The organism is Modestobacter sp. VKM Ac-2985, assembly GCF_026967925.1.
Lineage (GTDB): Bacteria > Actinomycetota > Actinomycetes > Mycobacteriales > Geodermatophilaceae > Modestobacter.
Window position 1 is genome coordinate 634,749 of record NZ_JAPVBI010000003.1, and the last position, 25,171, is coordinate 659,919.

Below are 25,171 nucleotides of genomic sequence, written 5' to 3' on the forward strand. Positions count from 1 at the left end.
CGGGGTCGGTGCTCACAGGTCGAGGACGAGCCGGTCGCTGCACGAGCGGGAGACGCACGGGTACATGCAGTCGGCCGCGGCCCGCTCCTCGTCGTCCAGCAGTGCGTCCCGGTGGTCGGGCTGCCCGGCGAGCACGGTGGTCTCGCAGGTGCCGCAGGTGCCCTGCCGGCAGGAGGAGAGGACCTCGACCCCGGCGCCGGCGATCGCGTCCAGCACCGAGGTCCCGGGAGCGACGGTGACGGTCCGCCCGGACCGGTGGAGCTCCACCTCGAAGGGCGTGGTGCGCACGGGCGCGCCTCGTTCGGCGGCGACGAACCGCTCGGTGTGCAGCGTGCGCGGCGGCCAGCCGGCACACGCCCCTTCGAGCGCGGTGAGCAGGGGCGCGGGGCCGCAGCCGTAGACCCGGGTCCCCGGCCGGGGCTCGCCCAGGAAGCCGGTCAGGTCCAGCAGACCGTGCTCGTCCTGCGGGCGGACCTGGACCCGGTCACCGTGGGCCGCGAGCTCGTCGAGGAAGGCCATCGAGCTGCGCTGGCGGCCGCCGTAGAGCAGCCGCCAGTCCAGCCGCAGCAGCTCGGCCTGCACGACCATCGGCAGGACCGGGGTGATGCCGATGCCCCCGGCCACGAACAGGTAGGAGTCCGCGGGCACGAGCGGGAAGTCGTTCCGCGGGCCGCCCAGGCCGACCACGTGGCCGGGCTCCAACTGCTGGTGCACGTAGGCGGACCCGCCCCGGCCGGCCGGCTCGAGCAGCACGCCCACCCGGTAGGAGCGGGCGTCCCAGCGGTCCCCGCACAGCGAGTACTGGCGGGTCAGGCCGTTGTCCAGGGTCAGGTCGACGTGCGCGCCCGGCGTCCAGTCCGGGAGCCGCCCGCCGTCCGGCGCGGCCAGGGTGAGGGTGACCACGCCGTCGGCGACCGGTGTCTTCTCCGCCACCCGGACCACCGCACGGTCCACGCCCGCGCGCCCAGCTCGCCGTTGCTGCACTCCGAGCACACCGACCTCCTCGTCGTCGTGGCGACGAGCGTGCGACACAGGTCACGCGCCGACCCAGCCGCTTCTCAATGGACGAGAGACCGGTGTCACACTCGCCGGGTGGCCCGCACCCCGACCGGAGAGTCGGTGCTCGCCCGCGCGGTGCGGGTGCTCGACGCGTTCACCGCCGAGGAACCCACGCTGGCCGTCGGGGAGATCGCCCGGCGGAGCGGCCTGCACGTCGCCACGGCGTCCCGCCTGGTCGCCGAACTGGTCGCCCACGGGCTGCTGGAACGCGGCCCGGGGCGTCAGGTGCGGATCGGGGTCCGGCTCTGGGAGCTCGGCGCCCGAGCCTCCCCCACGGTGTCACTGCGGGACGCGGCGATGCCCATCCTCGAGGACGTGCACGCGGTCGTCGGCCACCACGCGCAGCTGGGCATCATCGACGCCGACGACGTGCTGTTCGTCGAGCGGCTGAGCGCCCGCGACTCGGTCATCAACTTCTCGCGGATCGCCGGCCGGCTCCCGCTGGCCACCTCGTCGTCCGGCCTGGTGCTGCTGGCCCACGCGCCGCCCCCGGTGCAGGAACGGGTCCTGGCCGGCCCACTGCGGCCGGTCACCCCGGCCGGCCTGCACACCCCCGCCCAGCTGCGGGCTCAGCTCGCCGAGGTGCGGCGGACCCAGTCCGCGGTGCTGGCCGGGCACCAGCACCCCGACGCGACGGGCGTCGCGGTCCCGGTCCGGGACGCCCGGAACGAGGTGGTGGCCGCCCTGTCGGTCGTCGTGCCCAACGACGGCCGGGGCGCCGACCTGGTCCCGCTGCTGCTGTCCGCGGCGCGCGGCATCACCCGCGCGCTGCGCACCCCGGCCCCCAGCTGACGACGAGCGCCGGACACACCAGCGGCCGGTGACCTCTCGGGTCACCGGCCGCTGCGGCGTGCTGGACCCCGTGCGGGGGCCGGTCCTGCTAGTCCAGGTAGTCGCGCAGCACCTGGGAGCGGCTGGGGTGGCGCAGCTTGGACATCGTCTTGGACTCGATCTGCCGGATCCGCTCCCGGGTGACCCCGTAGACCTGGCCGATCTCGTCCAGCGTGCGGGGCTGGCCGTCGGTGAGCCCGAACCGCAGCCGCACCACGCCGGCCTCACGCTCCGACAGCGTCTGCAGCACCGACGTCAGCTGGTCCTGCATCAGGGTGAAGCTGACCGCGTCGACGGCCACGACCGCCTCGGAGTCCTCGATGAAGTCACCGAGCTGGCTGTCGCCCTCGTCACCGATGGTCTGGTCCAGGCTGATCGGCTCCCGGGCGTACTGCTGGATCTCCACCACCTTCTCCGGGGTGATGTCCATCTCCTTGGCCAGCTCCTCCGGGGTGGGCTCGCGGCCCAGCTCCTGGAGCATCTCCCGCTGCATGCGGCCGAGCTTGTTGATGACCTCGACCATGTGCACCGGGATGCGGATGGTGCGGGCCTGATCGGCCATCGCCCGGGTGATCGCCTGCCGGATCCACCAGGTCGCGTAGGTCGAGAACTTGAAGCCCTTGGTGTAGTCGAACTTCTCCACCGCGCGGATCAGCCCGAGGTTGCCCTCCTGGATCAGGTCCAGGAACGCCATCCCGCGACCGGTGTAGCGCTTGGCCAGGGAGACCACCAGGCGCAGGTTGGCCTCCAGCAGGTGGTCCTTGGCGCGCTCACCGTCCCGGACGATCCAGGTCAGGTCACGCCGCAGCTGGGTGGCGAGCTTCCCGCCGCCCTCGACCGCCTCGTGCAGCTTGTGGCCGGCGTAGAGACCTGCCTCGATCCGGCGGGCGAGGTCGACCTCCTCCTCGGCGGTGAGGAGCTTCACGCGGCCGATGAGCTTGAGGTACGCGCGGACGGAGTCGGTGGACGCGGTCAGCTCGGCGTCCTTGCGCGCCTGGCGGAGCGCGAGGGTGTCCTCTTCGTCGTCCCACTCGGACGCGGCCGCGGCGGCACCGCCGTCGGTGTCCTCCGTCGCCTCCTCCTCGGCCGGCGCGGCCGTGGTGATCACGTCGGCAGCCGTCATGGGCGGCGGGGCGTCGGCAGCGGGGGCCTGGTCGGTGGCGGCGGTGGGGGCCTGGTCCTTGATGGCCGGGTCCTTCATGTCGGTGATGCTCATGTTCGCCTTTCCTGACGATGCCAGTCGGCATCGCACACCGGGGACGGGTGGCGGAGAGGCCGGAGGGTGAGGTGCAGGGCAGCACCGGCACCTGTCGGCGGCCCGGGCGACTGCCTGGCTCAGCAGTCGGTCGCCCGGGCCGCCAACGGATCAACGCCATGGTAGGCGCCGCCACGAGGGGAGCAACCCTCGCCCGAGGGAGGAAGGCGCTCCGCGGGTGTGCTGCGCCCGGTGCAGCCGGGGCCGCGGCGACCCCCGCCGTCCACCAGCGACGGGGGCGACACGACGGTCGGCGCCGGCCGATCCGCCCACGCGGGCCCGGTGGGAAGTGGTGCACGGAGCCCTCGCACGCCGAACACACCCGTCCTCGAGGAGTCCCGCCGTGCTGTCCCCCAGCGGCGAGCCGATCGCCCGCGCGTCCCTGCTCGGGCTCGCCACGGCCCTCCTGCTCGGCCTGTCCGGTTGCGGCGAGGAGGAGCTCGTGGTGGGCGGGACGGACGTCCCCGACGTCCGCGGCGAGGACGACCTCACCGATCCCTACACCGGTGAGTACGACGAGGAGTTCCGCGCGGACGTCGACGTGTACGCCGGCACCGAGGTGACCGTGAGCGCCCAGGTCGAGGACGTGCTCGGCCCCCACTCCTTCAGCATCGTCGGCCCCGACGACTCCTCCGTCGAACCGCTCCTGGTCGTGGTCCCCGACGAGGTGCCGGGGCTCGAGCCCGGCCTGCTGGTCACCGTGGCCGCCACCGCCGCCAACGAGTTCGACCTCGCCGAGATCGAGACCCAGCTCGGGATCGACCTGGAGGACGCGCAGTACGAGGAGTGGGAGGACCAGCCCTTCCTGCTGGCCACGATCGTCGAGGAGTCGGCCGCCGAGCAGTCCGCCCCGGATCGGCGGATCAGGACGAGGGTCAACGCCAGCAGCGCCACCAGCAGGCCAGGGCCGCCGAGCGCGGCGATGGCGGCTCCGGCCGAGCGGACGGCGGCGAGGTCCCCCGCCTGCGCAGCGGCTCGTGGACGGCGCGGCACCTGCGGCGGGACACCCCCAGGACGACCACGGCCGCGAGCACACCCAGCACGACCACCCCCAGGCAGACGGCGCCGAGCGAGGGGACGGTCCGCCGCCCGGCCACGGGGGCACCGACCGCCATGGCCGGCGCCGTCCTTCGCCTGCCGCATCACCCGTTCGGTCGGCGCCCAGCCGAGCCACGCCTGCGCGGGGGCGAACAGCCCGAGGCCACCCAGAGGTTGTGTCCCATGCCACAGGGCCTCTACGCTGAGCCGGTAAGAGAACGCATCGCTCGATATACGAGCGAGCATCCACCGTGCACGGGAGCTCTCATGGCCGCGAAGCCCTTCGCCTCATCCGCAGACCTCGGCGTCAAGGAGCAGACCCTCGAGGTGCTCGCCGACGGCGTGTACGCGCTCACCGCCGAGGGCGACCCGAACCTCGGCGCCATCGAGGGCGAGGACTTCCTCGTCTGCTTCGAGGCGCTGGCCACCCCGGTCGCCGCCCGCCGCTGGCTGGCCAAGCTGCGCGAGCACACCGACAAGCCGGTCCGCTACCTGGTGCTCAGCCACTACCACGCCGTCCGGGTGCTCGGCGCCAGCGCGTTCGACGCCGAGGTCATCGTCAGCTCCGAGCAGACCAAGGGGCTGATCGCCGAGCGCGGCCAGCAGGACTGGGAGAGCGAGTACGGCCGGATGCCGCGGCTGTTCGAGGAGCCCGAGTCCATCCCCGGGCTCACCTGGCCGACGATGACGTTCCGCGACAAGCTCACCATCGAGCTGGGTGGCGACCGCGGCGAACTGGTGCTGGAGCACCTGGGCCGCGGGCACACCGAGGGCGACATCGTGGCCTGGCTGCCGAAGACGAAGGTGCTCTTCGCCGGCGACCTCGTGGAGTCCCAGGCCGCGCTCTACACCGGCGACGCGTTCCACTTCGACTGGGCCACCGGCACCCTCGACCGGATCAAGGCCCTCGGCGCCGAGCAGCTCATCGGCGGCCGGGGGGCCATCGCCCGCGGCCGTGACGAGGTGGACGCCGCTGTCGAGCAGACCCGCGCCTTCCTCACCACCATGCACGAGACGGTCGGCACCGCGCACCGCGCCGGCGGGACGCTCAAGGAGGCGTTCGAGGCCACCCACGCGGCCCTGGCGCCCAAGTTCGGGCACTGGCCGATCTTCGAGCACTGCCTGCCCTTCGACGTGCAGCGCCTGTGGGACGAGTTCAGCGGCATCGAGCGCCCGGTCATCTGGACCGCCGAGCGCGACCGCCAGGTGTGGGACGAGCTGCAGGGCTGATCCGGAGATGACCATCCCCGAGAACCCCGGGACGGCGCCGGTCGTCGTCATCGGGTGCGGCCCGGTCGGCCAGACCACGGCCCTGCTGCTCGCCCGCTGGGGCCTGTCGGTCGTCGTGCTCGACGGCCGCCCCGAACGTGACCTGGTCGGCAGCAAGGCGATCTGCCAGCAGCGCGACGTCCTCGACGTCTGGGACTCCGTCGGCGTCGGGACGGAGCTCGCCCGCCGCGGCGTCACCTGGACCACCGCCCGGACCTTCCACCGCGACCACGAGCTGTTCAGCTTCGAGTTCGTCGACCGCGGGCGGTCCCCGTTCCCGCCGTTCGTCAACGTCTCGCAGACCCTCACCGAGGAGCTGCTCGACGCAGCGATCGCCGCCCAGCCGCTGATCGAGGTGCGCTGGGACCACGAGGTCACCGGCATCGCGCAGGACGACGCCGGGGTGTCCGTCTCCTGCGCCGACGGGTCGACCGTCACCGGCAGCCACGCGGTCGCCTGCGCCGGCCCGCGCGCCGACGTCGTCCGCTCGGCCCTGGGGCTGACCTTCGAGGGGCAGACCTTCGGCGACCAGTTCCTGATCTGCGACATCCGCACCGACCTGCCCGGCTGGGAGACCGAGCGGCGCTTCTACTTCGACCCGGAGTGGAACCCCGGCCGCCAGGTGCTCATCCACCCCTGCCCGGACTCCACCTTCCGGATCGACTGGCAGGTGCCGCCGGAGTTCGACCTGGCCACCGAGGAGGCCTCCGGCGGGCTGGACCGGCGGATCCGTCAGGTCATCGGCGACCGGCCCTACGAGATCGTCTGGAAGTCGGTCTACCGGTTCCACTCCCGGGTCGTGGACCGGATGCGGGTCGGGCGCGTGCTCGTGGCCGGGGACGCCGCCCACCTGGTCTCCCCCTTCGGCGCCCGCGGCCTGAACTCCGGGGTCCTGGACGCCGAGAACGCCGCCTGGAAGCTCGCCTTCGTGCTGCGCGGCTGGGCGCCGGAGAGCCTGCTGGACAGCTACCACGACGAGCGCCACGCCGCGGCCGTGGAGAACCTGGACGTCACCGGGGCCACCATGCGGTTCCTGGTGCCGGGCACCCCGGCGGAGGCCGAACACCGGCTCACGGTGCTCGAGCGGGCCACCACCGATCCCGCGGCCCGGGCCGAGGTCGACTCCGGCCGCCTGGCGGAGCCGTTCTGGTACGTCGACTCCCCGCTCACCACCCCCGACGACCGGCGCCCGTTCCCCGGCCGGCCGGCGCGCGGCGACGTCCCGGTGCCTGCGCCGGGGGTGCTGGCACCCGACGCCCCGGTCACCGTCCCCGGCCGGCCGGACCTCGTCCGGCTCCGGCAGCTGGCCCGGGCCGGGGTGACCGTCCTCGTCGGGGACGACGCCGCCCTGCCCGACGTGCTCCCCGGTGACCTGCCGGTCGCGGTGCACCGGGTGAGCGACCTGGACCCCGACTCCACCCTGCGCGAGGCGCTGGGCGTCCGCCCCGACGAGACCTGGGTGCTCCGGCCCGACGCCCACGTCGCCGCCGTCCTCACCCGACCCGCCGACGTCGCCCCCGCGGTGGCCCGGCTGCTCGCCCGCCCCGCCCTCTCCCCCGTCCCTGCCTGACCCGACCCCAGCCCTCCCCGAGGGCAGAAATGGCCATTTCTGCCCTCGGGGGCGCACCCAGGAGGAACCACGATGGCGTTCTACCGACAGGTGGGCAGCGTCCCGCCCAAGCGGCACACCCAGCACCGTCGGCCCGACGGCGGCCTGTACTCCGAGGAGCTCGTCGGCGAGGAGGGGTTCTCCTCGGACTCCTCGCTGCTCTACCACTCCGGCATCCCGTCGGCGCTGGTCGACGCCCGGCCGTGGGAGCTGCCCGACCAGACGCTGACCCCCAACGCCCCGCTGGTGCCCCGGCACCTGAAGCTGCACGACCTGTTCCCCGGCGAGGAGCACAAGGCGACCGACGCGGTGACCGGGCGCCGGCTGGTGCTGGGCAACGCCGACGTCCGGATCTCCTACGCCGTCAGCTCGCTGACCAGCCCGTACTACCGCAACGCCACCGGTGACGAGTGCGTCTACGTGGAGCGCGGGTCGGCGGTCCTGGAGACCTCCTTCGGCGCGCTGGAGGTCGGTCAGGGCGACTACGTGGTCATCCCGCGCACCGTCACCCACCGCTGGGTCCCCACCGGCACGTCGGCATCCGGCACAGACCCGCTGCGCACCTACGCCATCGAGGCCAACAGCCACATCGCCCCACCCAAGCGCTACCTCTCCAAGTACGGGCAGTTCCTGGAGCACGCGCCGTTCTGCGAGCGCGACCTCCGCGGCCCCACCGAGCCGCTGGTGGCCGAGGGCACCGACGTCGAGGTCTACGTCAAGCACCGCGGCAACGGCCCCGGCGGGCTGGCCGGCACGGTGCACGTGACCCCGGAGCACCCCTTCGACGTGGTGGGCTGGGACGGCTGCCTCTACCCGTACGCCTTCAACATCGCCGACTACGAGCCGATCACCGGCCGGGTGCACCAGCCGCCGCCGGTGCACCAGGTCTTCGAGGGCGCCAACTTCGTGATCTGCAACTTCGTGCCCCGCAAGGTCGACTACCACCCGCTCGCGGTGCCGGTGCCCTACTACCACTCCAACGTCGACTCCGACGAGATCATGTTCTACGTCGACGGCGACTACGAGGCCCGCAAGGGCTCCGGGATCGGCAAGGGCTCGATCTCCGTGCACCCCGGTGGGCACAGCCACGGCCCGCAGCCGGGCGCGGTCGAGCGCTCGCTGGGTGCGGAGTACTTCGACGAGACCGCCGTCATGGTCGACACCTTCCGGCCGCTGGACCTCGGCGAGGCCGGCGTCGCCTCCGACGACGGGAAGTACGCCTGGTCCTGGTCCGGCCGCGGGCCCTCGGCGTGACGGGCAGCTGGCTCGAGCTCCCCGCGGACACCGGCTACGGGCTGGGCAACCTGCCCCTCGGCGTCTTCTCCACCGCGGGCGCGGCACCCCGGACAGGTGTCGCGATCGGCGACCAGGTGCTGGACCTCGCCGCGGCCACCGGCGACGACGTGCACGCCACCGGCACGCTCAACGCCTTCCTGGCGCAGGGGCCGGCGGCCTGGGCGGCGCTGCGCGCCCAGCTCGTCGACTGGCTCACCGACCCCGCGCACCGCGGGGACGTGGAGCCGCACCTCCTGCCGCGGGCCGACGTGCGGATGCACCTGCCGATCGAGGTCGCCGACTACGTCGACTTCTACAGCTCCCAGCACCACGCGGAGAACCTCGGGGCGATGTTCCGCCCGGACTCCGCGGCGCTCACCCCGAACTGGAAGCACCTGCCCATCGGCTACCACGGCCGGGCCGGCACGGTGGCCGTCTCCGGCACCCCCGTCGTCCGGCCCTGCGGTCAGCGCAAGGCCCCGGCCGACGACGCACCGACCTTCGGGCCCTCCCAGCGGCTGGACATCGAGGCCGAGGTCGGGTTCGTGGTGGGCGCGGGCTCGGAGCTCGGCACCGCGGTGCCGGTCGGCCGGTTCGCCGACCACGTGTTCGGGGTCTGCCTGGTCAACGACTGGTCCTCCCGCGACCTGCAGGCCTGGGAGTACGTGCCGCTGGGCCCGTTCCTCGGCAAGTCCTTCCTCACCTCGATCTCCCCCTGGGTCGTGCCGCTGGCCGCCCTGGAGGCGGCCCGCGTCGACCCGCCGACCCGCGACCCGCAGCCGCTGCCCTACCTGCGGGACGACGGCGAGCGCTGGGGGCTGGACATCAGCCTGGAGGTGCGGCTCAACGGCGAGGTGCTCAGCCGGCCGCCGTTCGACCTCATGTACTGGACCCCGGCGCAGCAGCTGGCGCACATGACCGTCAACGGGGCGTCGCTGCGCACCGGCGACCTGTTCGCCTCCGGCACGGTGTCCGGCCCCCGCGCGGACCAGCGCGGCTCGTTCATCGAGCTGTCCTGGGGCGGCAAGGAGCCGCTGACCCTGGCCGACGGCTCCACCCGCACCTTCCTCGAGGACGGCGACGAGGTGGTCATCACCGCCACCGCGCCCGGCCCCGACGGCACCCGCATCGCCTTCGGCGAGGTCACCGGCCGGGTCGAACCGGCCCGCTGACCACACCGTCCCCTGCCCGCACTGCACCACCCAACCCGAGAGGCCGACGATGACCACTCCCACCGTTGCCACGCCCGTCGACACCGACGCGGACACCCCGACGTACGAGCGCCTGCTGGCCGCCGTCACCGACCCCGACGGCCGCGAGGTCCTCGACCCGGCCACCGGCGAGGTCGTCGGCCGGGTCGCCTTCGGCTCCACCGAGGACGTGGACCGCGCCGTGGCCACCGCCCGCGCCGCCCAGCCGGCCTGGGCGGCCCGCGCCGACTCCGAGCGCATCGACCTGCTGCTGCGCGCTGCCGACGCGATCGACGCCGCGGCCGAGCCGCTGGCCGAGCTGCTGTCCCGCGAGCAGGGCAAGCCGCTCAACGGCCCGAACGCCCGGTTCGAGGTCGGTGCCTGCTCGGCGTGGCTGCGGGCCACCGCCGCCACCGAGCTGCCCGTGGAGACCGTCGTCGACGACGGGGACACCCACGCCGAGCTGCACTACCGCCCGGTCGGCGTCGTCGGCGCCATCGGGCCGTGGAACTGGCCGATGATGATCACGATCTGGCAGGTCGCCCCCGCCCTCCGGATGGGCAACACCGTGGTGGTCAAGCCCTCCGAGCACACCCCGCTGAGCGTGCTGGCGCTGCTGGAGGTCCTCAACGGCGTCCTCCCCGCCGACGTCCTCACCGGCGTGGCCGGCGAGGGTGACGTCGGTGCGCGGCTGTCCGGCCACCCGGACGTGGACAAGGTGATGTTCACCGGCTCCACCGCCACCGGCCAGGCGATCATCAAGAGCTCGGCGGACACCGTGAAGCGGCTGACCCTCGAGCTGGGCGGCAACGACGCCGGGATCGTGCTGCCCGACGTCGACCCGAAGGCGATCGCGGAGGGCCTGTTCTGGGGCGCCTTCATCAACACCGGCCAGACCTGCGCGGCGCTCAAGCGGCTGTACGTGCACACCGACGTCTACGACCAGGTCTGCGCGGCCCTGGTCGAGGTGGCGAAGGCGATGCCGATGGGCCGGGGCCTGGACGAGCAGAACGTGCTCGGCCCGCTGCAGAACCGGGCCCAGTACGACATCGTGACCCGGCTGGTCGACGCCGCCCGCGACTCCGGCGCCACGATCCTGACCGGTGGTGACCCCGACGCCGACGCCCCCGGCCACTTCTACCCGACCACCCTGGTCGCCGACATCGACGATGAGAACCCGCTGGTCGCCGAGGAGCAGTTCGGGCCGGCGCTGCCGATCGTGCGCTACGACGACCTCGAGGACGCCGTCGCCATGGCCAACCGGCTCGACGTCGGCCTGGGCGCCTCGGTCTGGAGCAACGACCGGGACGCGGCCCGCGCCGTCGCCGCCCGCCTGGAGGCCGGGACCGTCTGGATCAACGCGCACGGCGGCGTGCACCCGATGATCCCCTTCGGCGGCCACAAGAGGTCCGGGTACGGACTCGAGTTCGGCGCCGAGGGTCTCAAGGCCGTGGCGGTCCCCCAGGTGATCAACGGCTGAGGCCGCGGCGGTGCCCGCGGCCTAGGGTGGACCACCACGCTCACAGCGGACGGCGACCACAGGGGGACGGCGATGCCAGCGAACGACAGCGGGGGTGCTCCGCAGTCGCAGACGCTGGACCGCGGCATCCGGGTCCTCGAGCACCTGGCCAGTGCGGGCACCCCGCAGCCGGTGACCGAGATCGGCCGCGCCCTGGACCTGCACCGGTCGATCACCTACCGGCTGCTGCGCACCCTGGAGGACCACCAGCTCGTCGAACGCGACCCGCTGGGCCACTACGGCCTGGGGCTCGGGATCGCCGCGCTGGCCCGCGGGGTGCGCACGGACCTCAACGCCGCTGCGCTCCCCCGGCTCAACCAGCTGTCCACCGAGCTGGGCATGACGGCGTTCCTGGTGGTGCGGGCCGGCGACGAGGCCGTGACGGTGACCAGCGTCGAGCCCCAGGACACCCGGGCGCACGTCACCTACCGGCCCGGCACCCGGCACCCGGTCGGCCGCGGCGCCCCGGGGCTGGCCCTGCTGATGCCGGAGCCACCGGCAGCCGGCGACCGGGCGACGCTCCAGGAGGCGCGACGCGCCGGCTGGGCCAGCTCGCACGGTGAGGTGATCCCCGGCATCCGGTCGATCGCCGCGCCGGTCCTCGGCCCCGACGGCGGGGCCCGCGCGGCGCTCGCCGTGGTCTTCGTGGACGAGAACACCGACGTCGAGCAGATCGGCCGGTCCGTGGCCGCCGCCGCCGGGAAGGTCGCCGCCGTCCTGCGCTGAGCCCCCAGCGGTCAGCCGCCGACGTAGGCCGCGAGGTGCTCCCCGGTGACGGTGGCGCGGCCGGCGACGAGGTCGGCCGGGGTGCCCTCGAAGACGATCCGGCCGCCGTCGTGCCCCGCGCCGGGGCCGAGGTCGATGATCCAGTCGGCGTGCGCCATCACCGCCTGGTGGTGCTCGATCACGATGACCGACTTGCCGGAGTCGACGAGCCGGTCGAGCAGCCCGAGGAGGTTCTCCACGTCGGCGAGGTGCAGGCCGGTGGTCGGCTCGTCGAGGACGTAGACGCCCCCCTTCTCGGCCATCCGGGTGGCCAGCTTGAGCCGCTGCCGCTCGCCGCCGGACAGCGTGGTGAGCGGCTGGCCGAGCGTGAGGTAGCCGAGCCCGACGTCGGCCAGCCGGTCCAGGATCGTGTGGGCGGTCGGGGTGCGCGCCTCGCCGTCGCCGAAGAACTGCTCGGCCTCGGTCACCGACATGGCGAGCACCTCGGCGATGTCGCGGCCGCCGAGCGTGTGCTCCAGGACCGAGGCCTGGAACCGCTTCCCCTCGCACTCCTCGCAGGGGGACTCCACGGTGGCCATGACGCCGAGCTCGGTGTAGATGACGCCGGCGCCGTTGCACGTCGGGCAGGCACCCTCGGAGTTGGAGCTGAAGAGCGCCGGCTTCACCCCGTTGGCCTTGGCGAAGGCCTTGCGGATGGGGTCGAGCAGGCCGGTGTACGTCGCGGGGTTGCTCCGCCGGGAGCCGCGGATCGCACCCTGGTCGACGACCACCACGCCGTCCCGGTCCGCGACGGAGCCGTGGACCAGCGAGCTCTTCCCCGACCCGGCCACGCCGGTGAGCACCACCAGCACGCCGAGCGGGATGTCGACGTCGACGCCCTGCAGGTTGTGGGCGTCCGCGCCGCGCACCTCGAGGGCCCCGGCGGAGGCGCGCACCGCGGGCTTGAGACCGACGCGCTCGTCGAGGTGCCGGCCGGTCAGCGTGCCGCTGGTCCGCAGCCCGTCGACGGTGCCCTCGAACACCACCTCCCCGCCGCCGGTCCCGGCACCGGGGCCCAGGTCGACGACGTGGTCGGCGATCGCGATCGTCTCGGGCTTGTGCTCGACGACGAGCACGGTGTTGCCCTTGTCGCGGAGCTGCAGGAGCAGGTCGTTCATCCGCTCGATGTCGTGCGGGTGCAGGCCGATGGTCGGCTCGTCGAAGACGTAGGTGACGTCGGTGAGCGCGGACCCCAGGTGGCGGATCATCTTCGTCCGCTGCGCCTCACCGCCGGACAGCGTCCCGGCCGGCCGGTCGAGGGAGAGGTAGCCCAGCCCGATTCCGGTGAACGAGTCGAGGAGGTGCCGCAGCCCGGTGAGCAGCGGGGCGACCGATGCGTCGTCGAGTTCGCGGACCCAGGCGGCGAGGTCGCTGATCTGCATCGCGCAGAGGTCGGCGATGTTCCTGCCCTCGATCATCGAGGACCGGGCCTCCGGGGTCAGGCGCGTCCCGTCGCACTCCGGGCAGGTCTGGAAGGTGATCACGCGCTCCACGAAGGCGCGGACGTGCGGCTGCATCGCCTCGACGTCCTTGGACAGCATGGACTTCTGGATCTTCGGGATGACGCCCTCGTAGGTGAGGTTGATGCCCTCGACCTTGATCTTCGTCGGCTCCTTGTACAGGAGGTCGTGCAGCTCCTTCTTCGTGAACCGCTTGATCGGCTTGTCCATGTCGAAGCCGGCGCCGGCGAAGATCCGCCCGTACCAGCCGTCCATGCTGTAGCCGGGGACGGTCAGCGCGCCCTCGGCCAGCGACTTGCCCGCGTCGTACAGCGCCGTGAGGTCGAAGTCGGAGACCGAGCCCATGCCCTCGCAGCGCGGGCACATGCCGCCCAGGTAGACGGCGTCCTTCACCACGGCCTTCTCGACCCGGCCGCCGGACTTCTCCGTGCTCATCACCCCGCTCGCCCTGCGGGTCGGGACGTTGAACGAGAACGCCGTGGGCGGCCCGATGTACGGCGTGCCGAGCCGGCTGAAGAGGATCCGCAGCATCGCGTTGGCGTCGGTGGCCGTACCGACGGTGGAGCGGGGGTTGGCGCCCATCCGCTCCTGGTCGACCAGGATCGCCGTCGTCAGCCCCTCCAGCAGGTCGACCTCCGGCCGGGCCAGCGACGGCATGAAGCCCTGCACGAAGGCGCTGTAGGTCTCGTTGATCAGCCGCTGGGACTCCGCGGCGATCGTGTCGAACACCAGCGAGCTCTTGCCCGAGCCGGAGACGCCGGTGAACACCGTCAGCCGGCGCTTCGGGATCTCGACGCTGACGTCCTTGAGGTTGTTCACCCGCGCGCCGAGCACCCGGATCAGGTCGTGGGTGTCGGCAGCGTGCTCCGGTGCGGTGCTCACGTGTCTCCTCGGGGCGGGTCCGGTGCTCACGGATGCGGCTTCCTGGTGCGACGGCGGGGTCAGCGTGCCGCAGATCGGCGTGCAGTGGGGAGCTCGCGCCCGGCCGGCGGTGCTCCCCGGGCCCTCACGCCAGTCACGTCCCCACCGCCTGCGCTCCTCCGTTCCTGACCGGTCGGGCCCCTTGTCCCGCGGCGACCACCGGGGCTACGGTGCGGCTGTGGCTGGGCAGCGGATTCCGTGCGGGCCCGTCGGCGACTGACCCTCGCACCGGCGGGTCCGTGGGCACGTCCATCGAGGTCGCTCCCCCGCTGACCAGGGCCACCCGGCCCGGAGGCTCCCCATGTCCCCCCGCCACAGCTCCGCCCACGACGAGGCCAAGGTGCGCGTCGTCGTCACCGACGCACTCGGCCTGCAGCGCGTCCTCACCATGCTGACCGGGCGCCACCACGCCTTCACCCGGCTGTCGGCCGAGGAGGCCGGCACCGACCGCTGGACGATCGACGTCGACCTCATCGCCACCCCCGGGGAGGTCGACCTGGTGGCCGCCCGCCTGCACCGGCTCCCCTGCGTGCTGACGGTCGACGTCAGCCTGGCCGGGCGGCTCGCGTCGACCGCCTGACCCCGCTGCCGGTCAGGCCCCGCGCCGCACCCGGGAGGCCTCGGCCAGCTCCGCCAGCAGCTCCTCGGTGGTGCTGAGGTCGACGCAGGCGTCGGTGACGCTCTTGCCGTGCTCCAGGCGCTCGGGGTGCCGCTGGTCCAGGTCCTGCCGTCCCGCCACCAGGTTGCTCTCGATCATCACCCCGCGGATCGCCTGCTCGCCGCCGGAGACCTGCCCGGCCAGGTCGTGCACGACCTCGACCTGACGGCGGTGGTCCTTCTGGCTGTTGCCGTGCGAGGCGTCGACGACCAGGACCTCCGGCAGGCCGCGGGCAGCCAGCGCCCGCTTGGTGGCGGCGATGTGCGTGGCCGAGTAGTTGGGGCCGTCCTTGGCGCCGCGCAGGATGACGTGGCCGGTGTCGTTGCCACTGGTGGACAGCTGGGCGCTCACGCCGTGGTGGTCGACGCCCAGGAACTCGTGCGGCGCCCGCGCGGTGAGCACGGCCTGGATCGCCACGTCGATGCTGCCCTCCGGGGAGTTCTTGAAGCCGACGACGGAGGAGAAGCCGGACACCCGCTCCCGGGCGGTCTGGTCGGTGACGTTGCGGGCCCCGACGCCGTTGTAGGTGACCAGCCCGTCGACGTACTGCGGGGTGAGCGCGTTCAGCGGCTCGGCGGCAACCGGGACCCCCAGCGCGGTGATCGCGCCCATCAGCATCCGGGTGGCGACGAGGCCGACGCTGATCCGGCTGGAGCCGTCCAGGAACGGGTCGTAGGCGAACCCCTTCCAGTCCACCTCGGTCCGCGGCTTCTCGGTGTAGGTCCGCATCAGGATCTCCAGGTCCGCGCCGTGCCGCGCGCGCATCCGGGCGAGGAAGGCGGCGTACTCCAGGGCGGCGGCCGGGTCGTGGATCGAGCAGGGGCCGGCGATGACGGCCAGCCGGTCGTCGGCGCCGCCGACGATGGCGGCCGTGACCCGACGCGCGTCCCGGGTCGTGGCGGCCGACTCCGCCGACAGCGGGACGACGGTCGCCACCGCGGCCGGGGTGACGACGACGCTCAGGCCGGTGATCCGGGCGTTCCCCAGGTCGCTCACGTCGACGTCCGGCGCCGGCGCGGCACCGAGTCGCTGCTGCACCCCGGGCAGCAGCTCGGTCAGCGCGGCGTCGATCTGGGCGTTCACCCGGGTCTGGACGTCCAGCAGCGCCTCGGCGATCCGCGTGGCCTCGTCCAGCAGCTGGCCAGCCGGCATGGGGGTCTCCTCCGTCGTTCCGATCAGCCAGCACCCCGGGCGGGGCCGCGCCCGCACCCGGCGGGACTGACGGGCACAGCATCCCGGAGCGGGGGACGCCGGCCTCCTCTCGGGGTGCCGGGGCCGACCAGCGGGAACCCCGGACCGGGGTTCCTGCACTCGCCCGGGAGCGCAGCCGGAACGGCACGGGCCCGGGGCCCGCGCCGACCCGTCCGGCGTGGAAGGCTCGCCCCATGACCCCACGGGCGTGCGACGGGCCCGCCGTGCGGTCGCTGTTCCAGCCGATCGTCGACCTGTCCGACGGTGCACTGGTGGCGGTGGAGGCGCTGTCCCGGGGCGGGGCCGGGTCGCCGGAGTCGCCGACCGAGCTGTTCGCGGCCGCCGCCGCAGCCGGGACGACCACCGCGCTGGACACCACCTGCCTGCACGCCGCCCTGCGCGGCGTGGCGACCGTGGCCCAGCCGACGACGCTGTTCGTGAACATCGAGCCGGCGACGCTGTCCACCCTGTCCCCCGCCGACCTGGCCGAGCTCGCCGAGCTGACCCCGGCCGGGGTGCAGGTGGTCCTGGAGGTCACCGAGCGGGACCTCCTGGAGCGCCCCGCCGATCTCGTCCGCGGCGTGCGGGGCGCCCGCGCGATCGGCTGGCGGGTGGCGCTGGACGACGTGGGTGCCGAGCCGGCCGGGCTGGCGCTGGTGTCGTTCCTGCGGCCGGACGTGATCAAGCTGGACCTGGCGTTGGTGCGCGGCCACACCAGCCTGCAGGCGGCCGCGGTGGTCAACGCCGTGCGCGCCGACGCCGAGCGCTCCGGGGCACTCGTCCTGGCCGAGGGGATCGAGACCGAGGAACACCTGGACCGGGCCCTGGCGATGGGCGCGCGCCTCGGGCAGGGCTGGATGTTCGGTCGTCCCGGGGAGCTGCCGAGGACCGGCATGCGCGCCCTGCCCCTGCGGCCGGTCCCCGCTGCGCACGGTGCCGGGGTCCCCGGTCCGGTGACCCCCTTCGCCGTCCTCGCCGCGGCCTCGGCCCCGCAGCGGGCCGGGATCCCGCTGCTGGCCTCGATGACCCGCCAGGTCGAGCGCCAGGCGTTGCTGCTGGACGAGCAGACCGTCGTCCTCGCGAACTTCCAGCACGCCGAGCTGATGAGCGCGCGCACCCGCCGTCGGTACGAGACGCTCGGCCGGCTCACCGCCCTGACCGCGGTGACCGGGGCGGGGATGCCCGACGAGCCCGCGCCGGGCGTGGTCGGCACCGCGCTGGACGCGGACGACCCGCTGACGGACGAGTGGGTCGTGACGGTGGTCAGCCCGCACTTCGCGGCCGCGCTCGCCGCGCGCGAGGTCCCGGAGGGCGGTCGCGGGGACCGGACCGCGCCGGGTGCCGCCGATCGCCGGCTGGACTACGTGCTCACCTACGACCGGCCGCGGGTGCTCGAGGCGGCCGGGCTGCTCTTGGAGAAGACCCGGCCGGCGATCACCGGGACGGCCCCGTTGCCCCGGCCCGCCCCGGCCGCCGGCGACCCCGTCCTGCGGGTCACCGAGGCCGAGCTGCCGGACCTGATGCTGCGAGCCGTCTCGGTCGCGAGCAACGGCATCGTCATCGCCGACGCCCGCCGCCCCGACCAGCCCCTGGTCTACGCGAACGCCGCGTTCCTGCGGCTGACCGGCTACCGGGAGGCGGAGGTGCTCGGCCGCAACTGCCGCTTCCTCCAGGGGCAGGACACCGACCAGAACCAGGTGCACCCGATCGGACGGCGACTGGTCGCCGGCCGGGACGTCGACGCGGTCCTGCTGAACTACCGGCGGGACGGATCGGCGTTCTGGAACGAGATGCACATCAGCGCCGTCCGGGACGGCCACGGCGAGGTCACGCACCTGATCGGCAGCCAGTTCGACGTGACCGCCCGGGTCGACCGGGAGCGCCGGACGGCGTACCTGGCCCACCACGACGAGCTCACCGGGCTCCCCAACCGGGCGCACGTCCTGGAGCACCTGGACCTGGAGCTGCGCCGGGCCCGCCGCAGCGGCGGCAGCGTGGCGGTGGTGCTGCTGGACCTCGACGACTTCAAGGCGGTCAACGACCGCTTCGGCCACGCCGTCGGCGATGCCGCACTCGTCGGGGCGGCCGGTCGCATGCGCTCGGCCGTCCGCGCCGGCGACCTGCTGGGCCGGCTGGGCGGCGACGAGTTCCTGGTCGTCCTCGCCGGGCTCCCCGGCGGGGCACAGCCGGACGACGCCGGCCGCCCCACCGCGGCGGAGCTGGTCCGGCGGGTCCAGGAGCACCTGCGGGCCGCCCTCGCCACCCCGCTCCAGCTGCCCGGGACGGTCCTGCGGATCGGCGCCAGCTCCGGCGCCGCGGTCTTCCCCGCCGACGCCGACGAAACGGCCTCGCTCCTCGCCTGCGCGGACGCCGCCATGTACCGGACCAAGCGCGGACCGGCGCACCGCCAGGACTGAGGACCGCGCCGCCGAGGTGGGTGCGGGCTCGGGACTGCGCCGCCGGGACGGGGACCAGGCCCGGCCGTCAGCCGAGCGAGCGGTAGAGCACCTGGTGCGCCGCCGCGGCCGCGTCCCAGGTGTGCCGGGCGGCCAGCACCCGTCCGGCGGCCCGCCGGGTGGCGTCGGGTCGTTCGGCGGCGCCGAGCAGGGCGACGGCGAGCTCCCCTGCGTCCCCGGCGAAGGCCGCGGCGTCGCCGAACACCTCCCGCAGCACCGGGAGGTCCCGCGTCACCACGGGGACGCCCGCGGCCAGCGCCTCCATCGCGGCCAGCCCGAACCCCTCCTTGGTGGAGGGGAAGGCGAAGACGTCGGCGGCGGCGACCAGGGCGGGCAGCTCCGGGTCGGGGACCGCGCCCAGCACGACCGGGTGCACGCCCAGCTCCGCGGCACGCTCCTCGACGCGGGCGCGGTAGTCCCGGTAGTCGAACAACGTCTCCCCGCCGGCGACCACCAGGGACAGGTCCGGTCGCCGGGCCCGGACGGCGGCCATCGCCTCGACCAGGTCCAGGGTCCCCTTGCGCGGCTCGATGCCGCCGACGGCGAGCACGTAGCGGCCCAGCCGGTCCCGCCAGCCCTGCCGGCCGGCCTCGCCCGCCGGCCCGGCCGCCGCGGCGAACCGGGCCGCGTCGACGCCGTTCGGGATCACCGTCGGCACCCTTCCCCAGCCGGTGGCAACCTCGGCGGCGACCGCGGCGGAGACGCACACCAGCGCCCGGGGCTGCACGACGGCCCGCTCGTGGCAAGCGGCCAGCGCCGGGGTGGTGAAGGTGTCCAGGTGGTGCACGGTGCGCACGCAGCCCGGGACGGCGTTGGCGCTGATGCAGTCCTGGGCGTGCACCACGTCGTAGGACTCGTCCCGGAAGGCGGTGCCCAGCACCTCGATCGACCGCAGGATGCGGGCGCCGACATCCTCCCCGGCGACGTCGGGGAACGGCACCAGCCGCAGGGTCACCGCGGGGTCGACGTGCCGGAAGAACGCGGCGTCGCCGCCGCGGCCGAGCGACCACACGGTCACCTCCTCCCCGGCCCGGGCCAGCGCCTCGGCCAGCGCCAGCGTGTGCACCACCCCGCCGCGCGGCTTCGTCGAGTAGGTGAGCAGCGCGACCCTCACCGGTAGGCCTCCGGGCGGCGCTCGGTCAGGTGGGACAGCACCGCACGGGCCCGACCGACCTCGGTGCCGACGTCCAGGTCGGCCACCGCCAGGCCCGCCTTGGCCCAGGTGCGGGCCAGCACGTCACCGCCCGGGCCGACCACCTTGGCCTGGCCGAGGAAGCGCAGCCGGCCCATCGACCCGGTCTGGTTGGCCGACACCCAGACCACCTGGTTCTCCGCGGCCCGGGCGCAGTCGTAGAGGTCGAAGAGCCGGGACTGCCGGTCCTGCACCAGCCGCGGGGCCCGGTTGGTCAGGCTGGCCGGCCATGCGGACAGGCAGGCGACCAGCTGCGCCCCGTCGCCGGCCAGGGTGCGCGCGGCCTCCGGGAAGGTCTTGTCGTAGTCGATGAGCATGCCCATCCGGCCCACCGGGGTGTCGAAGGCGGCGAAGGAGCTCCCGGCCCGGTAGGCGCGGCCCTCCCCGACCGGCTGGTGCACCTTGCGGTGCCTGCCCAGCACGCCGTCGCCGGTGAGGCAGACCGCGGAGTTGTAGTGGCCCTCGCCGTCCGCCTCCCGGTAGCCCAGGCAGACGACCATGTTCCCGGCCGTCGCCGCGAGCCGGGCCAGCTCCGGGTCGTCGGCCGGCAGCGCCGGGGGCAGCCCGGTGCGGTCGGCGTCGGCGAAGGTGCCCAGGTAGCCGCCGATGGTGGCGTCGGGGAAGACCAGGACGTCGACCTCCCGGGACCGCGCGGCCTCGATGATCGACCCGATCCTGGTCAGGCACTGCGCCAGGTCCCGGCCGAAGTGCGCGGCGACGGCGGCCACCCTCACGCCGCACCCGGGGCGGTCACGCCATCCGCGCGGCCGACGAGGCGGCGGCCAGCGCGAGCGTGCGGTCCAGCCCGGTGGCCGCCCCGCTCGCCGCCAGCTCGGTGACCCGGTCGGCGAGGAACTCGGCGTCCCGGGCGATCCCGGCGAACCGACCCGAGCCCCAGGTGTGCAGCCAGGGCAGGCCCAGCACGTACAGCCCGGGGGCGGCGGTGACGCCACGGACGTGCGTGGGGTAGCCGGCGCCGTCGAACACCGGCACCCGCACCCAGCTCCAGTCGGCGCGGAAGCCGATCGCCCAGACCACCGCGGCGATCCGGTCGGCGGCCAGGGAGGCGGGTTCGGTCTCCGGTGCCCACACCGGCGTGTAGCGGGGCTCCGTCGGGGCGTCGAGGCCGGCGCGCTCGATGTGCGCGTCGACCAGGTCCTTGGCGTTGTCGTCGACCCGGTCGGCCCGGTCGAGGTGGGCGGCCAGCTGGGGGGCGAAGGTGAGCTCGCCGTCCCGGACGCCGGTGAGCGGGCCGTAGAGCTGCATGCCCTCCCGGGCGAACTGCCGCAGGTCGATGTCGCGCCCGCCGTCCCGGCCGGTGACGTAGTGGTTGGTGCCCATCCGGGCCGCCTCGCCGTCCCGGTGCCGCTCGACGGGGAGGTCGTAGTGGCCCATGTCGTGCAGCCAGTCGACCATGTCCCGGCCCCGGTAGCGGCGGGCGATCCGCGGGGCGCTGCCCACCGCCAGGTGCACCCGCCGGCCGGCCAGGTGCAGGTCCTCGGCGATCTGGGCGCCGGACTGCCCGGTCCCCACCACCAGCACGTCGCCGTCCGGCAGCCGGCTCGGGCTGCGGTACTGCTGGGAGTGGAGCTGGACGACGTGCGGGGGCAGCGCCGCGGCGTAGGGCGGGACGACCGGGACGTGGTAGCCACCCACCGCCAGCACGACCTGGTCGGCGGTGAGCTCACCGGCGCTGGTGCCGAGCGTGTAGCCGCCCTCGGCCGCCGGCGCGAGCCGGGTGACGGCGACGCCCTCGTGCACCGGCGGGGAGAAGGAGGCGGCGTAGTCGCGGACGAAGGCGACGACCTCCTCCCTGACCATGAAGCCGTCGGGGTCGTCGCCGCGGTAGGGCCAGCCGGGCAGCTGGCACTGCCAGTTCGGGGTGACCAGGCAGAAGGTGTCCCAGCGGGCGTCCGCCCACTCGTGCGCGATCGTGTCCCGCTCGAGCACGACGTGCTCGATGCCGCGCTGGACCAGGTGCCAGGACAGGGAGAGCCCGGCCTGCCCGCCGCCGACGACGGCGACCGGCACGTGGGCGGGCAGGGCACGGCTCGGCGAGGCGACTGCATCGGTGAGGGTCACGGCTCAGACCCCCGCCGGCACGCCGTAGGCGTCGGGACGCCGGTCGCGCAGGTGCGCCATCGACCGCCGGGCTCCGTCGAGCAGGCCCCGGACGTCGACGTCGGCGACGGCCAGGCCCGGTGCCACCCCGGTCGTGGCCAGCACGTCCCCGCCCGGGCCGACGATCTTGGCGCTGCACACGAAGCGCAGCGCACCGAACGTGCCGGCCTGGTTGGCCGACACCCACACCACCTGGTTCTCCAGCGCGCGGGCCTGGTCGAACAGGTCGAACCGGCGGGTCCACCGGTCCTCGGCGAGGTCGGCGGCGGCGGCGGTGCGCGAACCGGGCCAGGCGGACATGCAGACGATCACCTCGGCGCCGTCCATCGCCAGCGTGCGGGCCGCCTCGGGGAACGCCTTGTCGTAGCAGATGAGCATGCCCAGCCGACCGATCGGTGAGTCGAAGGCGCGGAACCCGTCGCCCGCGGCGTAGGCGTTGTCCTCCCCCAGCGGCTGGTGGACCTTGCGGTGCACGCCCAGCACGCCGTCCCCGGTGACGGCGACCGCGGTGTTGTAGCGCTGGGCGCCGTCGGACTCGCAGAAGCCCGCGGTCACCACCATGTCGCCGGCCAGCCGGGCCAGCCGGGCGACCTCCGGGCCGTCGACGTCCAGCGCGGGTGGCAGGGCGTGCTGCGGCGGCACCTGCTCGACCCCGTGCTCACCGAGGTCGGCGAGGTAGCCGCCGAGCGCGGCCTCCGGGAGCGCCAGCAGCGAGGCGCCCCGGGCGCGGGCCTGCGCCACCAGGTCCCCGATCAGCGCGAAGGAGGTGTCGAGGTCGCGGCCGAACGGTGCGGCGGCCGCGGCGAAGGTGCGGGTCACGGGTGTCCTCCTGTGGACGGGCCCAGGCCGGTGACGGCACCGGGGAGGGCAGTGGTGAGGGAGCCGTCGGGCCAGCGCAGCCGGACGCCGGAGCCCGGCACGAGCTCCCCGCAACCGGCGGTGGTGGCGGGACCGGCCTCGGCGGCCGGGCGACCCGGGACGTCGGTGGTGAGGAAGGCGGTGCCGGGGAAGCAGCTGAACCAGTCCCCGACGGTCGTCCCGTCCGGGCGCGGGACGGCGGCGACGTCCAGCACGGCGCCGCAGCCGCTGGCCTCCGCGAGCATGCCCAGGGTGCCGACCAGGCCGGCCATGCTCACGTCCTTGGCGGCGGCCGGGGCGGTCCGGGCGACGAAGGAGCCCATCAGATGCAGCTCCGCCGTCGTCCGGGCGCTGGTGGAGTCCCACTGCCGGCCGGTGTGCCCCCGCCGCCAGCTCCCCGCCAGGTCGGCGGTCAGCGACACGACGTGGCCGGGGCGGCCACCGCCGGCGGGGACCGGCCGGTCGGTGCGGCCCAGCGCGGTCACGCTCAACGCCGCCGGGACACCCAGCTGGGTGTGGCCGCCGAGGACCGGCACGGCCCACGCCCGGCTGGCCTCCCGCAGCCCGGCGAGCACCCGGGCGGCGAAGGAGGCGTCCCGGGCACCGACCGCGTCGAGCAGCCCCAGTGGTGCAGCGCCCATCGCGGACAGGTCGTTGACGTTGACCAGGACGCCGCACCAGCCGGCCCACTCGGGGTCGCGCTCGACCATCGACGGCAGGATCGCGTCGCACGCGGCGATGACGTCGGTGCCGGGCACCGGGGCGCCGTCGTCCCCGACCCAGCCGGCACCCCCCAGGGAGAACCCGGCCAGCAGACCGCCGAGCGGGGACTTGGTGGCCCGGGCCAGCGCCGCGATCCGGCCGATCGGCCAGGTCATCGCGGTGTGCCCGCGCCCGGCGATCTCGGTGACCCCGGTCGGCTGCCAGCCGAGCCGGGCGAACAGCCGGGCGTAGCGGTCCTGCACGGTGGCGTCGAAGCGCAGCACGCCGGCGGCCTCCGCCCGGGCGCAGGCGGCGGTCACCAGGGCCGGGCCGAGCCCCGGCGGTGCACCCGGGACGGTCACCAGCCGGGAGCCGGTCCACCACCCGACGTCCGCGGTGCCCGGGTCGGCCGGGCCGAGCCGGACCCCACCGAGCACCTCGCCGGTCGCCGCGCGGGCGACGAGGACGACGGTGCGCGGGTCGTCGTCGACGCCGTCGACGTCACTGCCGGCGAACAGCCCCTGGTCCTCGACGAAGGCGCGACGGCGCAGGTCCCGGTGGCCGGCCACCCCGGCGGCGTCGGCCTCCTCGACCTGCCAGCCGGGGGGCGTCGGCGGCGTCCGGAAGTCGACCAGCAGCACGTTCCGGTCCAGGCTCGCCCGCTCGTCCCGGGCCGAGACGGCCGTCTCCTCCCCGATGCGTCCTGCCCTCACGCGCCGGCCGCCTGGAGGGCGCTGCACGCACCGCAGGCTGCGCAGCCGGCGCCCTGGTCGGCGCCGCGCATGTCCAGCGCGCGGAGGCCGGCGGCGACCCGCTCGGTCACGTCCTGCAGCACCGCCGGGTCCGGCGCTCCCACGCCGTCGGCCACGGCGAGGGTGCCGGCCAGCGGGCGGTAGGGGACGACGAAGGGGTAGACGCCCCGCTCGGCGAGCCGGAGCGCGCCGTCGACCAGCTCGTCCGGGTCCTCCCCCAGCCCGACCAGCAGGTAGGTGGAGACCCGGTTCCGGCCGAACACCCGCACCGCCTCGTCCCACGCGGCGTCGTACTGGCTCATCGGCACGGTGGCCTTGCCCGGCATCCAGCGGGCCCGGACGGCGTCGTCCAGCGACTCCACGTGGATGCCGATCGCGGTGGCCCCGGCCTGCCGGAGATCGCCCAGCACCCCCAGGTCCTCCGGGCTCGGCGGCTCGCACTGCACCTGGACGGGCAGCCCCGGCACGGCGGCGGTGACCGCGCGGACGCAGCGGGCGAGGTGCCGGGCGCCGCGGTCCCGGCCGTTCGTCGTCCCGGTGGTCATGACCATCTGCCGGACGCCGTCCAGCCGCACCGCCGCCTCGGCGACCTCGGCCAGCTGCGCCGGGGTCTTCACCGCCGTGGTCGCACCGGCGGTCAGCGAGGCCTCGATGGCGCAGAACCGGCACCGGTCGGCCTCGTCGTAGCGGATGCAGGTCTGCACGACGGTGGTGGCCAGCACGTCCCGGCCGTGCAGCCGGGCGAGCTGCTCGTAGGGGACGCCGTCGGCGGTGCGCAGGTCGTAGAAGCGCGGCCGCGCGATCGTCTCCGCCTCGAGGCCCAGGTCGGCGCCGTCGAGCAGCAGCCGACCGCCGCTGATCGAGTAGGGCGAGTCGGGGTTCAGCGGCAGGGCGGCCCCGTGTCCGCCGAGCAGCACGTGCCCGTCGTCGCTGGGGCCCGCCCCGGCCCGCCGGGAGACCGGGGCGTCGACCCGGACCCCGAGGATCGCGACGTCCACCCGGGTCGAGGTGCTGCGCCCGACCGTCGGAGTCCGGTTCACGGCCGGGCGG

The 25,171-nt window shown here is 74.7% G+C and carries 19 protein-coding genes and 1 pseudogene; 10 read left to right on the top strand and 10 right to left on the bottom strand.

Annotated features, from left to right (window positions below):
- Nucleotides 1–12: 12 nt before the first annotated feature.
- A pseudogene (locus O2V61_RS19040) lies at nt 13–945 on the bottom strand (PDR/VanB family oxidoreductase); the annotation flags it as partial.
- A gap of 147 nt (nt 946–1,092) precedes the next feature.
- Between O2V61_RS19040 and O2V61_RS19045 the strand changes: the two are divergent.
- A complete protein-coding gene (locus O2V61_RS19045) occupies nt 1,093–1,851 on the top strand; it encodes an IclR family transcriptional regulator (protein WP_269184841.1) in 759 nt (252 codons plus the stop codon).
- An 88-nt stretch (nt 1,852–1,939) separates the two neighbouring features.
- Here the strand turns inward: O2V61_RS19045 and O2V61_RS19050 are convergent, their stop codons facing one another.
- Entirely contained in the window at nt 1,940–3,106 is a 1,167-nt protein-coding gene (locus tag O2V61_RS19050; RefSeq protein WP_331254236.1) for an RNA polymerase sigma factor, read from the bottom strand.
- A 382-nt stretch (nt 3,107–3,488) separates the two neighbouring features.
- Between O2V61_RS19050 and O2V61_RS19055 the strand changes: the two genes are divergently transcribed.
- From O2V61_RS19055 to O2V61_RS19085, 7 genes are all read left to right on the top strand, one after another.
- Nucleotides 3,489–4,397, top strand: a complete 909-nt coding sequence (locus O2V61_RS19055) for a hypothetical protein (RefSeq protein ID WP_269184842.1) — start codon at nt 3,489–3,491, stop codon at nt 4,395–4,397.
- A gap of 53 nt (nt 4,398–4,450) precedes the next feature.
- Nucleotides 4,451–5,413: an MBL fold metallo-hydrolase gene (locus tag O2V61_RS19060; protein ID WP_269184843.1), complete on the top strand. Its 963-nt coding sequence runs from the start codon at nt 4,451–4,453 to the stop codon at nt 5,411–5,413.
- 7 nt (nt 5,414–5,420) lie between these two features.
- Complete coding sequence (locus O2V61_RS19065) at nt 5,421–7,022, top strand: FAD-dependent monooxygenase (RefSeq protein ID WP_269184844.1); 1,602 nt, start codon at nt 5,421–5,423, stop codon at nt 7,020–7,022.
- 72 nt (nt 7,023–7,094) lie between these two features.
- Nucleotides 7,095–8,315, top strand: a complete 1,221-nt coding sequence (locus O2V61_RS19070; RefSeq protein WP_269184845.1) for a homogentisate 1,2-dioxygenase — start codon at nt 7,095–7,097, stop codon at nt 8,313–8,315.
- Nucleotides 8,312–9,508, top strand: a complete 1,197-nt coding sequence (fahA, locus tag O2V61_RS19075; RefSeq protein ID WP_269184846.1) for a fumarylacetoacetase — start codon at nt 8,312–8,314, stop codon at nt 9,506–9,508. The genes O2V61_RS19070 and fahA overlap by 4 nt, the downstream gene beginning before the upstream one ends.
- A 49-nt stretch (nt 9,509–9,557) precedes the next feature.
- Nucleotides 9,558–11,006, top strand: a complete 1,449-nt coding sequence (locus O2V61_RS19080) for an aldehyde dehydrogenase family protein (RefSeq protein ID WP_269184847.1) — start codon at nt 9,558–9,560, stop codon at nt 11,004–11,006.
- A 72-nt stretch (nt 11,007–11,078) separates the two neighbouring features.
- On the top strand, nt 11,079–11,771 hold the full coding sequence (locus tag O2V61_RS19085; protein ID WP_269184848.1) for an IclR family transcriptional regulator: 693 nt from the start codon (nt 11,079–11,081) through the stop codon (nt 11,769–11,771).
- Between the two features lie 11 nt (nt 11,772–11,782).
- Here O2V61_RS19085 and O2V61_RS19090 read toward each other — a convergent pair whose 3' ends face one another.
- Complete coding sequence (locus tag O2V61_RS19090; RefSeq protein ID WP_269184849.1) at nt 11,783–14,152, bottom strand: excinuclease ABC subunit UvrA; 2,370 nt, start codon at nt 14,150–14,152, stop codon at nt 11,783–11,785.
- A gap of 340 nt (nt 14,153–14,492) precedes the next feature.
- On the opposite strand from O2V61_RS19090, the gene O2V61_RS19095 reads away from it, so the two are divergent.
- Complete coding sequence (locus tag O2V61_RS19095; RefSeq protein ID WP_269184850.1) at nt 14,493–14,771, top strand: hypothetical protein; 279 nt, start codon at nt 14,493–14,495, stop codon at nt 14,769–14,771.
- Nucleotides 14,772–14,783: 12 nt separating this feature from the next.
- On the opposite strand, the gene O2V61_RS19100 is transcribed toward O2V61_RS19095, so the two are convergent.
- On the bottom strand, nt 14,784–16,001 hold the full coding sequence (locus O2V61_RS19100; RefSeq protein WP_269184851.1) for a 3-deoxy-7-phosphoheptulonate synthase: 1,218 nt from the start codon (nt 15,999–16,001) through the stop codon (nt 14,784–14,786).
- A gap of 233 nt (nt 16,002–16,234) precedes the next feature.
- Here O2V61_RS19100 and O2V61_RS19105 point away from each other — a divergent pair, with 233 nt between their 5' ends.
- Nucleotides 16,235–18,457 carry a diguanylate cyclase domain-containing protein gene (locus O2V61_RS19105; RefSeq protein WP_269184852.1) on the top strand — a complete coding sequence of 741 codons (2,223 nt, stop codon included), beginning with the start codon at nt 16,235–16,237 and terminating at the stop codon, nt 18,455–18,457.
- Nucleotides 18,458–18,524: 67 nt separating this feature from the next.
- Here O2V61_RS19105 and O2V61_RS19110 read toward each other — a convergent pair whose 3' ends face one another.
- Genes O2V61_RS19110 through O2V61_RS19135 form a run of 6 tightly spaced genes read right to left on the bottom strand, consistent with a single transcriptional unit; the run spans nt 18,525 to nt 25,161 of the window.
- Nucleotides 18,525–19,610: an MSMEG_0565 family glycosyltransferase gene (locus tag O2V61_RS19110; RefSeq protein ID WP_269184853.1), complete on the bottom strand. Its 1,086-nt coding sequence runs from the start codon at nt 19,608–19,610 to the stop codon at nt 18,525–18,527.
- The gene (locus tag O2V61_RS19115) at nt 19,607–20,422 is read right to left on the bottom strand and encodes a carbon-nitrogen hydrolase family protein (protein WP_269184854.1); all 816 of its coding nucleotides are present in this window, start codon (nt 20,420–20,422) and stop codon (nt 19,607–19,609) included. Before O2V61_RS19115 ends, O2V61_RS19110 begins: the two co-directional genes overlap by 4 nt.
- 16 nt (nt 20,423–20,438) lie before the next feature.
- A complete protein-coding gene (locus O2V61_RS19120) occupies nt 20,439–21,770 on the bottom strand; it encodes an MSMEG_0569 family flavin-dependent oxidoreductase (RefSeq protein ID WP_269184855.1) in 1,332 nt (443 codons plus the stop codon).
- A gap of 3 nt (nt 21,771–21,773) precedes the next feature.
- Entirely contained in the window at nt 21,774–22,628 is an 855-nt protein-coding gene (locus O2V61_RS19125) for a carbon-nitrogen hydrolase family protein (protein WP_269184856.1), read from the bottom strand.
- Nucleotides 22,625–24,082, bottom strand: coding sequence for an MSMEG_0567/sll0787 family protein (locus tag O2V61_RS19130; RefSeq protein ID WP_269184857.1), 1,458 nt, complete (start codon nt 24,080–24,082; stop codon nt 22,625–22,627). Before O2V61_RS19130 ends, O2V61_RS19125 begins: the two co-directional genes overlap by 4 nt.
- A complete protein-coding gene (locus O2V61_RS19135) occupies nt 24,079–25,161 on the bottom strand; it encodes an MSMEG_0568 family radical SAM protein (RefSeq protein ID WP_269184858.1) in 1,083 nt (360 codons plus the stop codon). The genes O2V61_RS19130 and O2V61_RS19135 overlap by 4 nt, the downstream gene beginning before the upstream one ends.
- Between the last annotated feature and the right edge of the window lie 10 nt (nt 25,162–25,171).

What these genes read in the sequence shown, in the direction of transcription:
- O2V61_RS19060 (WP_269184843.1), top strand. Translation starts at nt 4,451, where the DNA reads ATGGCCGCGAAGCCCTTCGCCTCATCCGCAGACCTCGGCGTCAAGGAG.
- O2V61_RS19080 (WP_269184847.1), top strand. Translation starts at nt 9,558, where the DNA reads ATGACCACTCCCACCGTTGCCACGCCCGTCGACACCGACGCGGACACC.
- O2V61_RS19050 (WP_331254236.1), bottom strand. Translation starts at nt 3,106, where the DNA reads ATGAGCATCACCGACATGAAGGACCCGGCCATCAAGGACCAGGCCCCC.
- O2V61_RS19095 (WP_269184850.1), top strand. Translation starts at nt 14,493, where the DNA reads ATGTCCCCCCGCCACAGCTCCGCCCACGACGAGGCCAAGGTGCGCGTC.
- O2V61_RS19070 (WP_269184845.1), top strand. Translation starts at nt 7,095, where the DNA reads ATGGCGTTCTACCGACAGGTGGGCAGCGTCCCGCCCAAGCGGCACACC.
- O2V61_RS19065 (WP_269184844.1), top strand. Translation starts at nt 5,421, where the DNA reads ATGACCATCCCCGAGAACCCCGGGACGGCGCCGGTCGTCGTCATCGGG.
- O2V61_RS19105 (WP_269184852.1), top strand. Translation starts at nt 16,235, where the DNA reads ATGACCCCACGGGCGTGCGACGGGCCCGCCGTGCGGTCGCTGTTCCAG.
- O2V61_RS19085 (WP_269184848.1), top strand. Translation starts at nt 11,079, where the DNA reads ATGCCAGCGAACGACAGCGGGGGTGCTCCGCAGTCGCAGACGCTGGAC.
- O2V61_RS19100 (WP_269184851.1), bottom strand. Translation starts at nt 16,001, where the DNA reads ATGCCGGCTGGCCAGCTGCTGGACGAGGCCACGCGGATCGCCGAGGCG.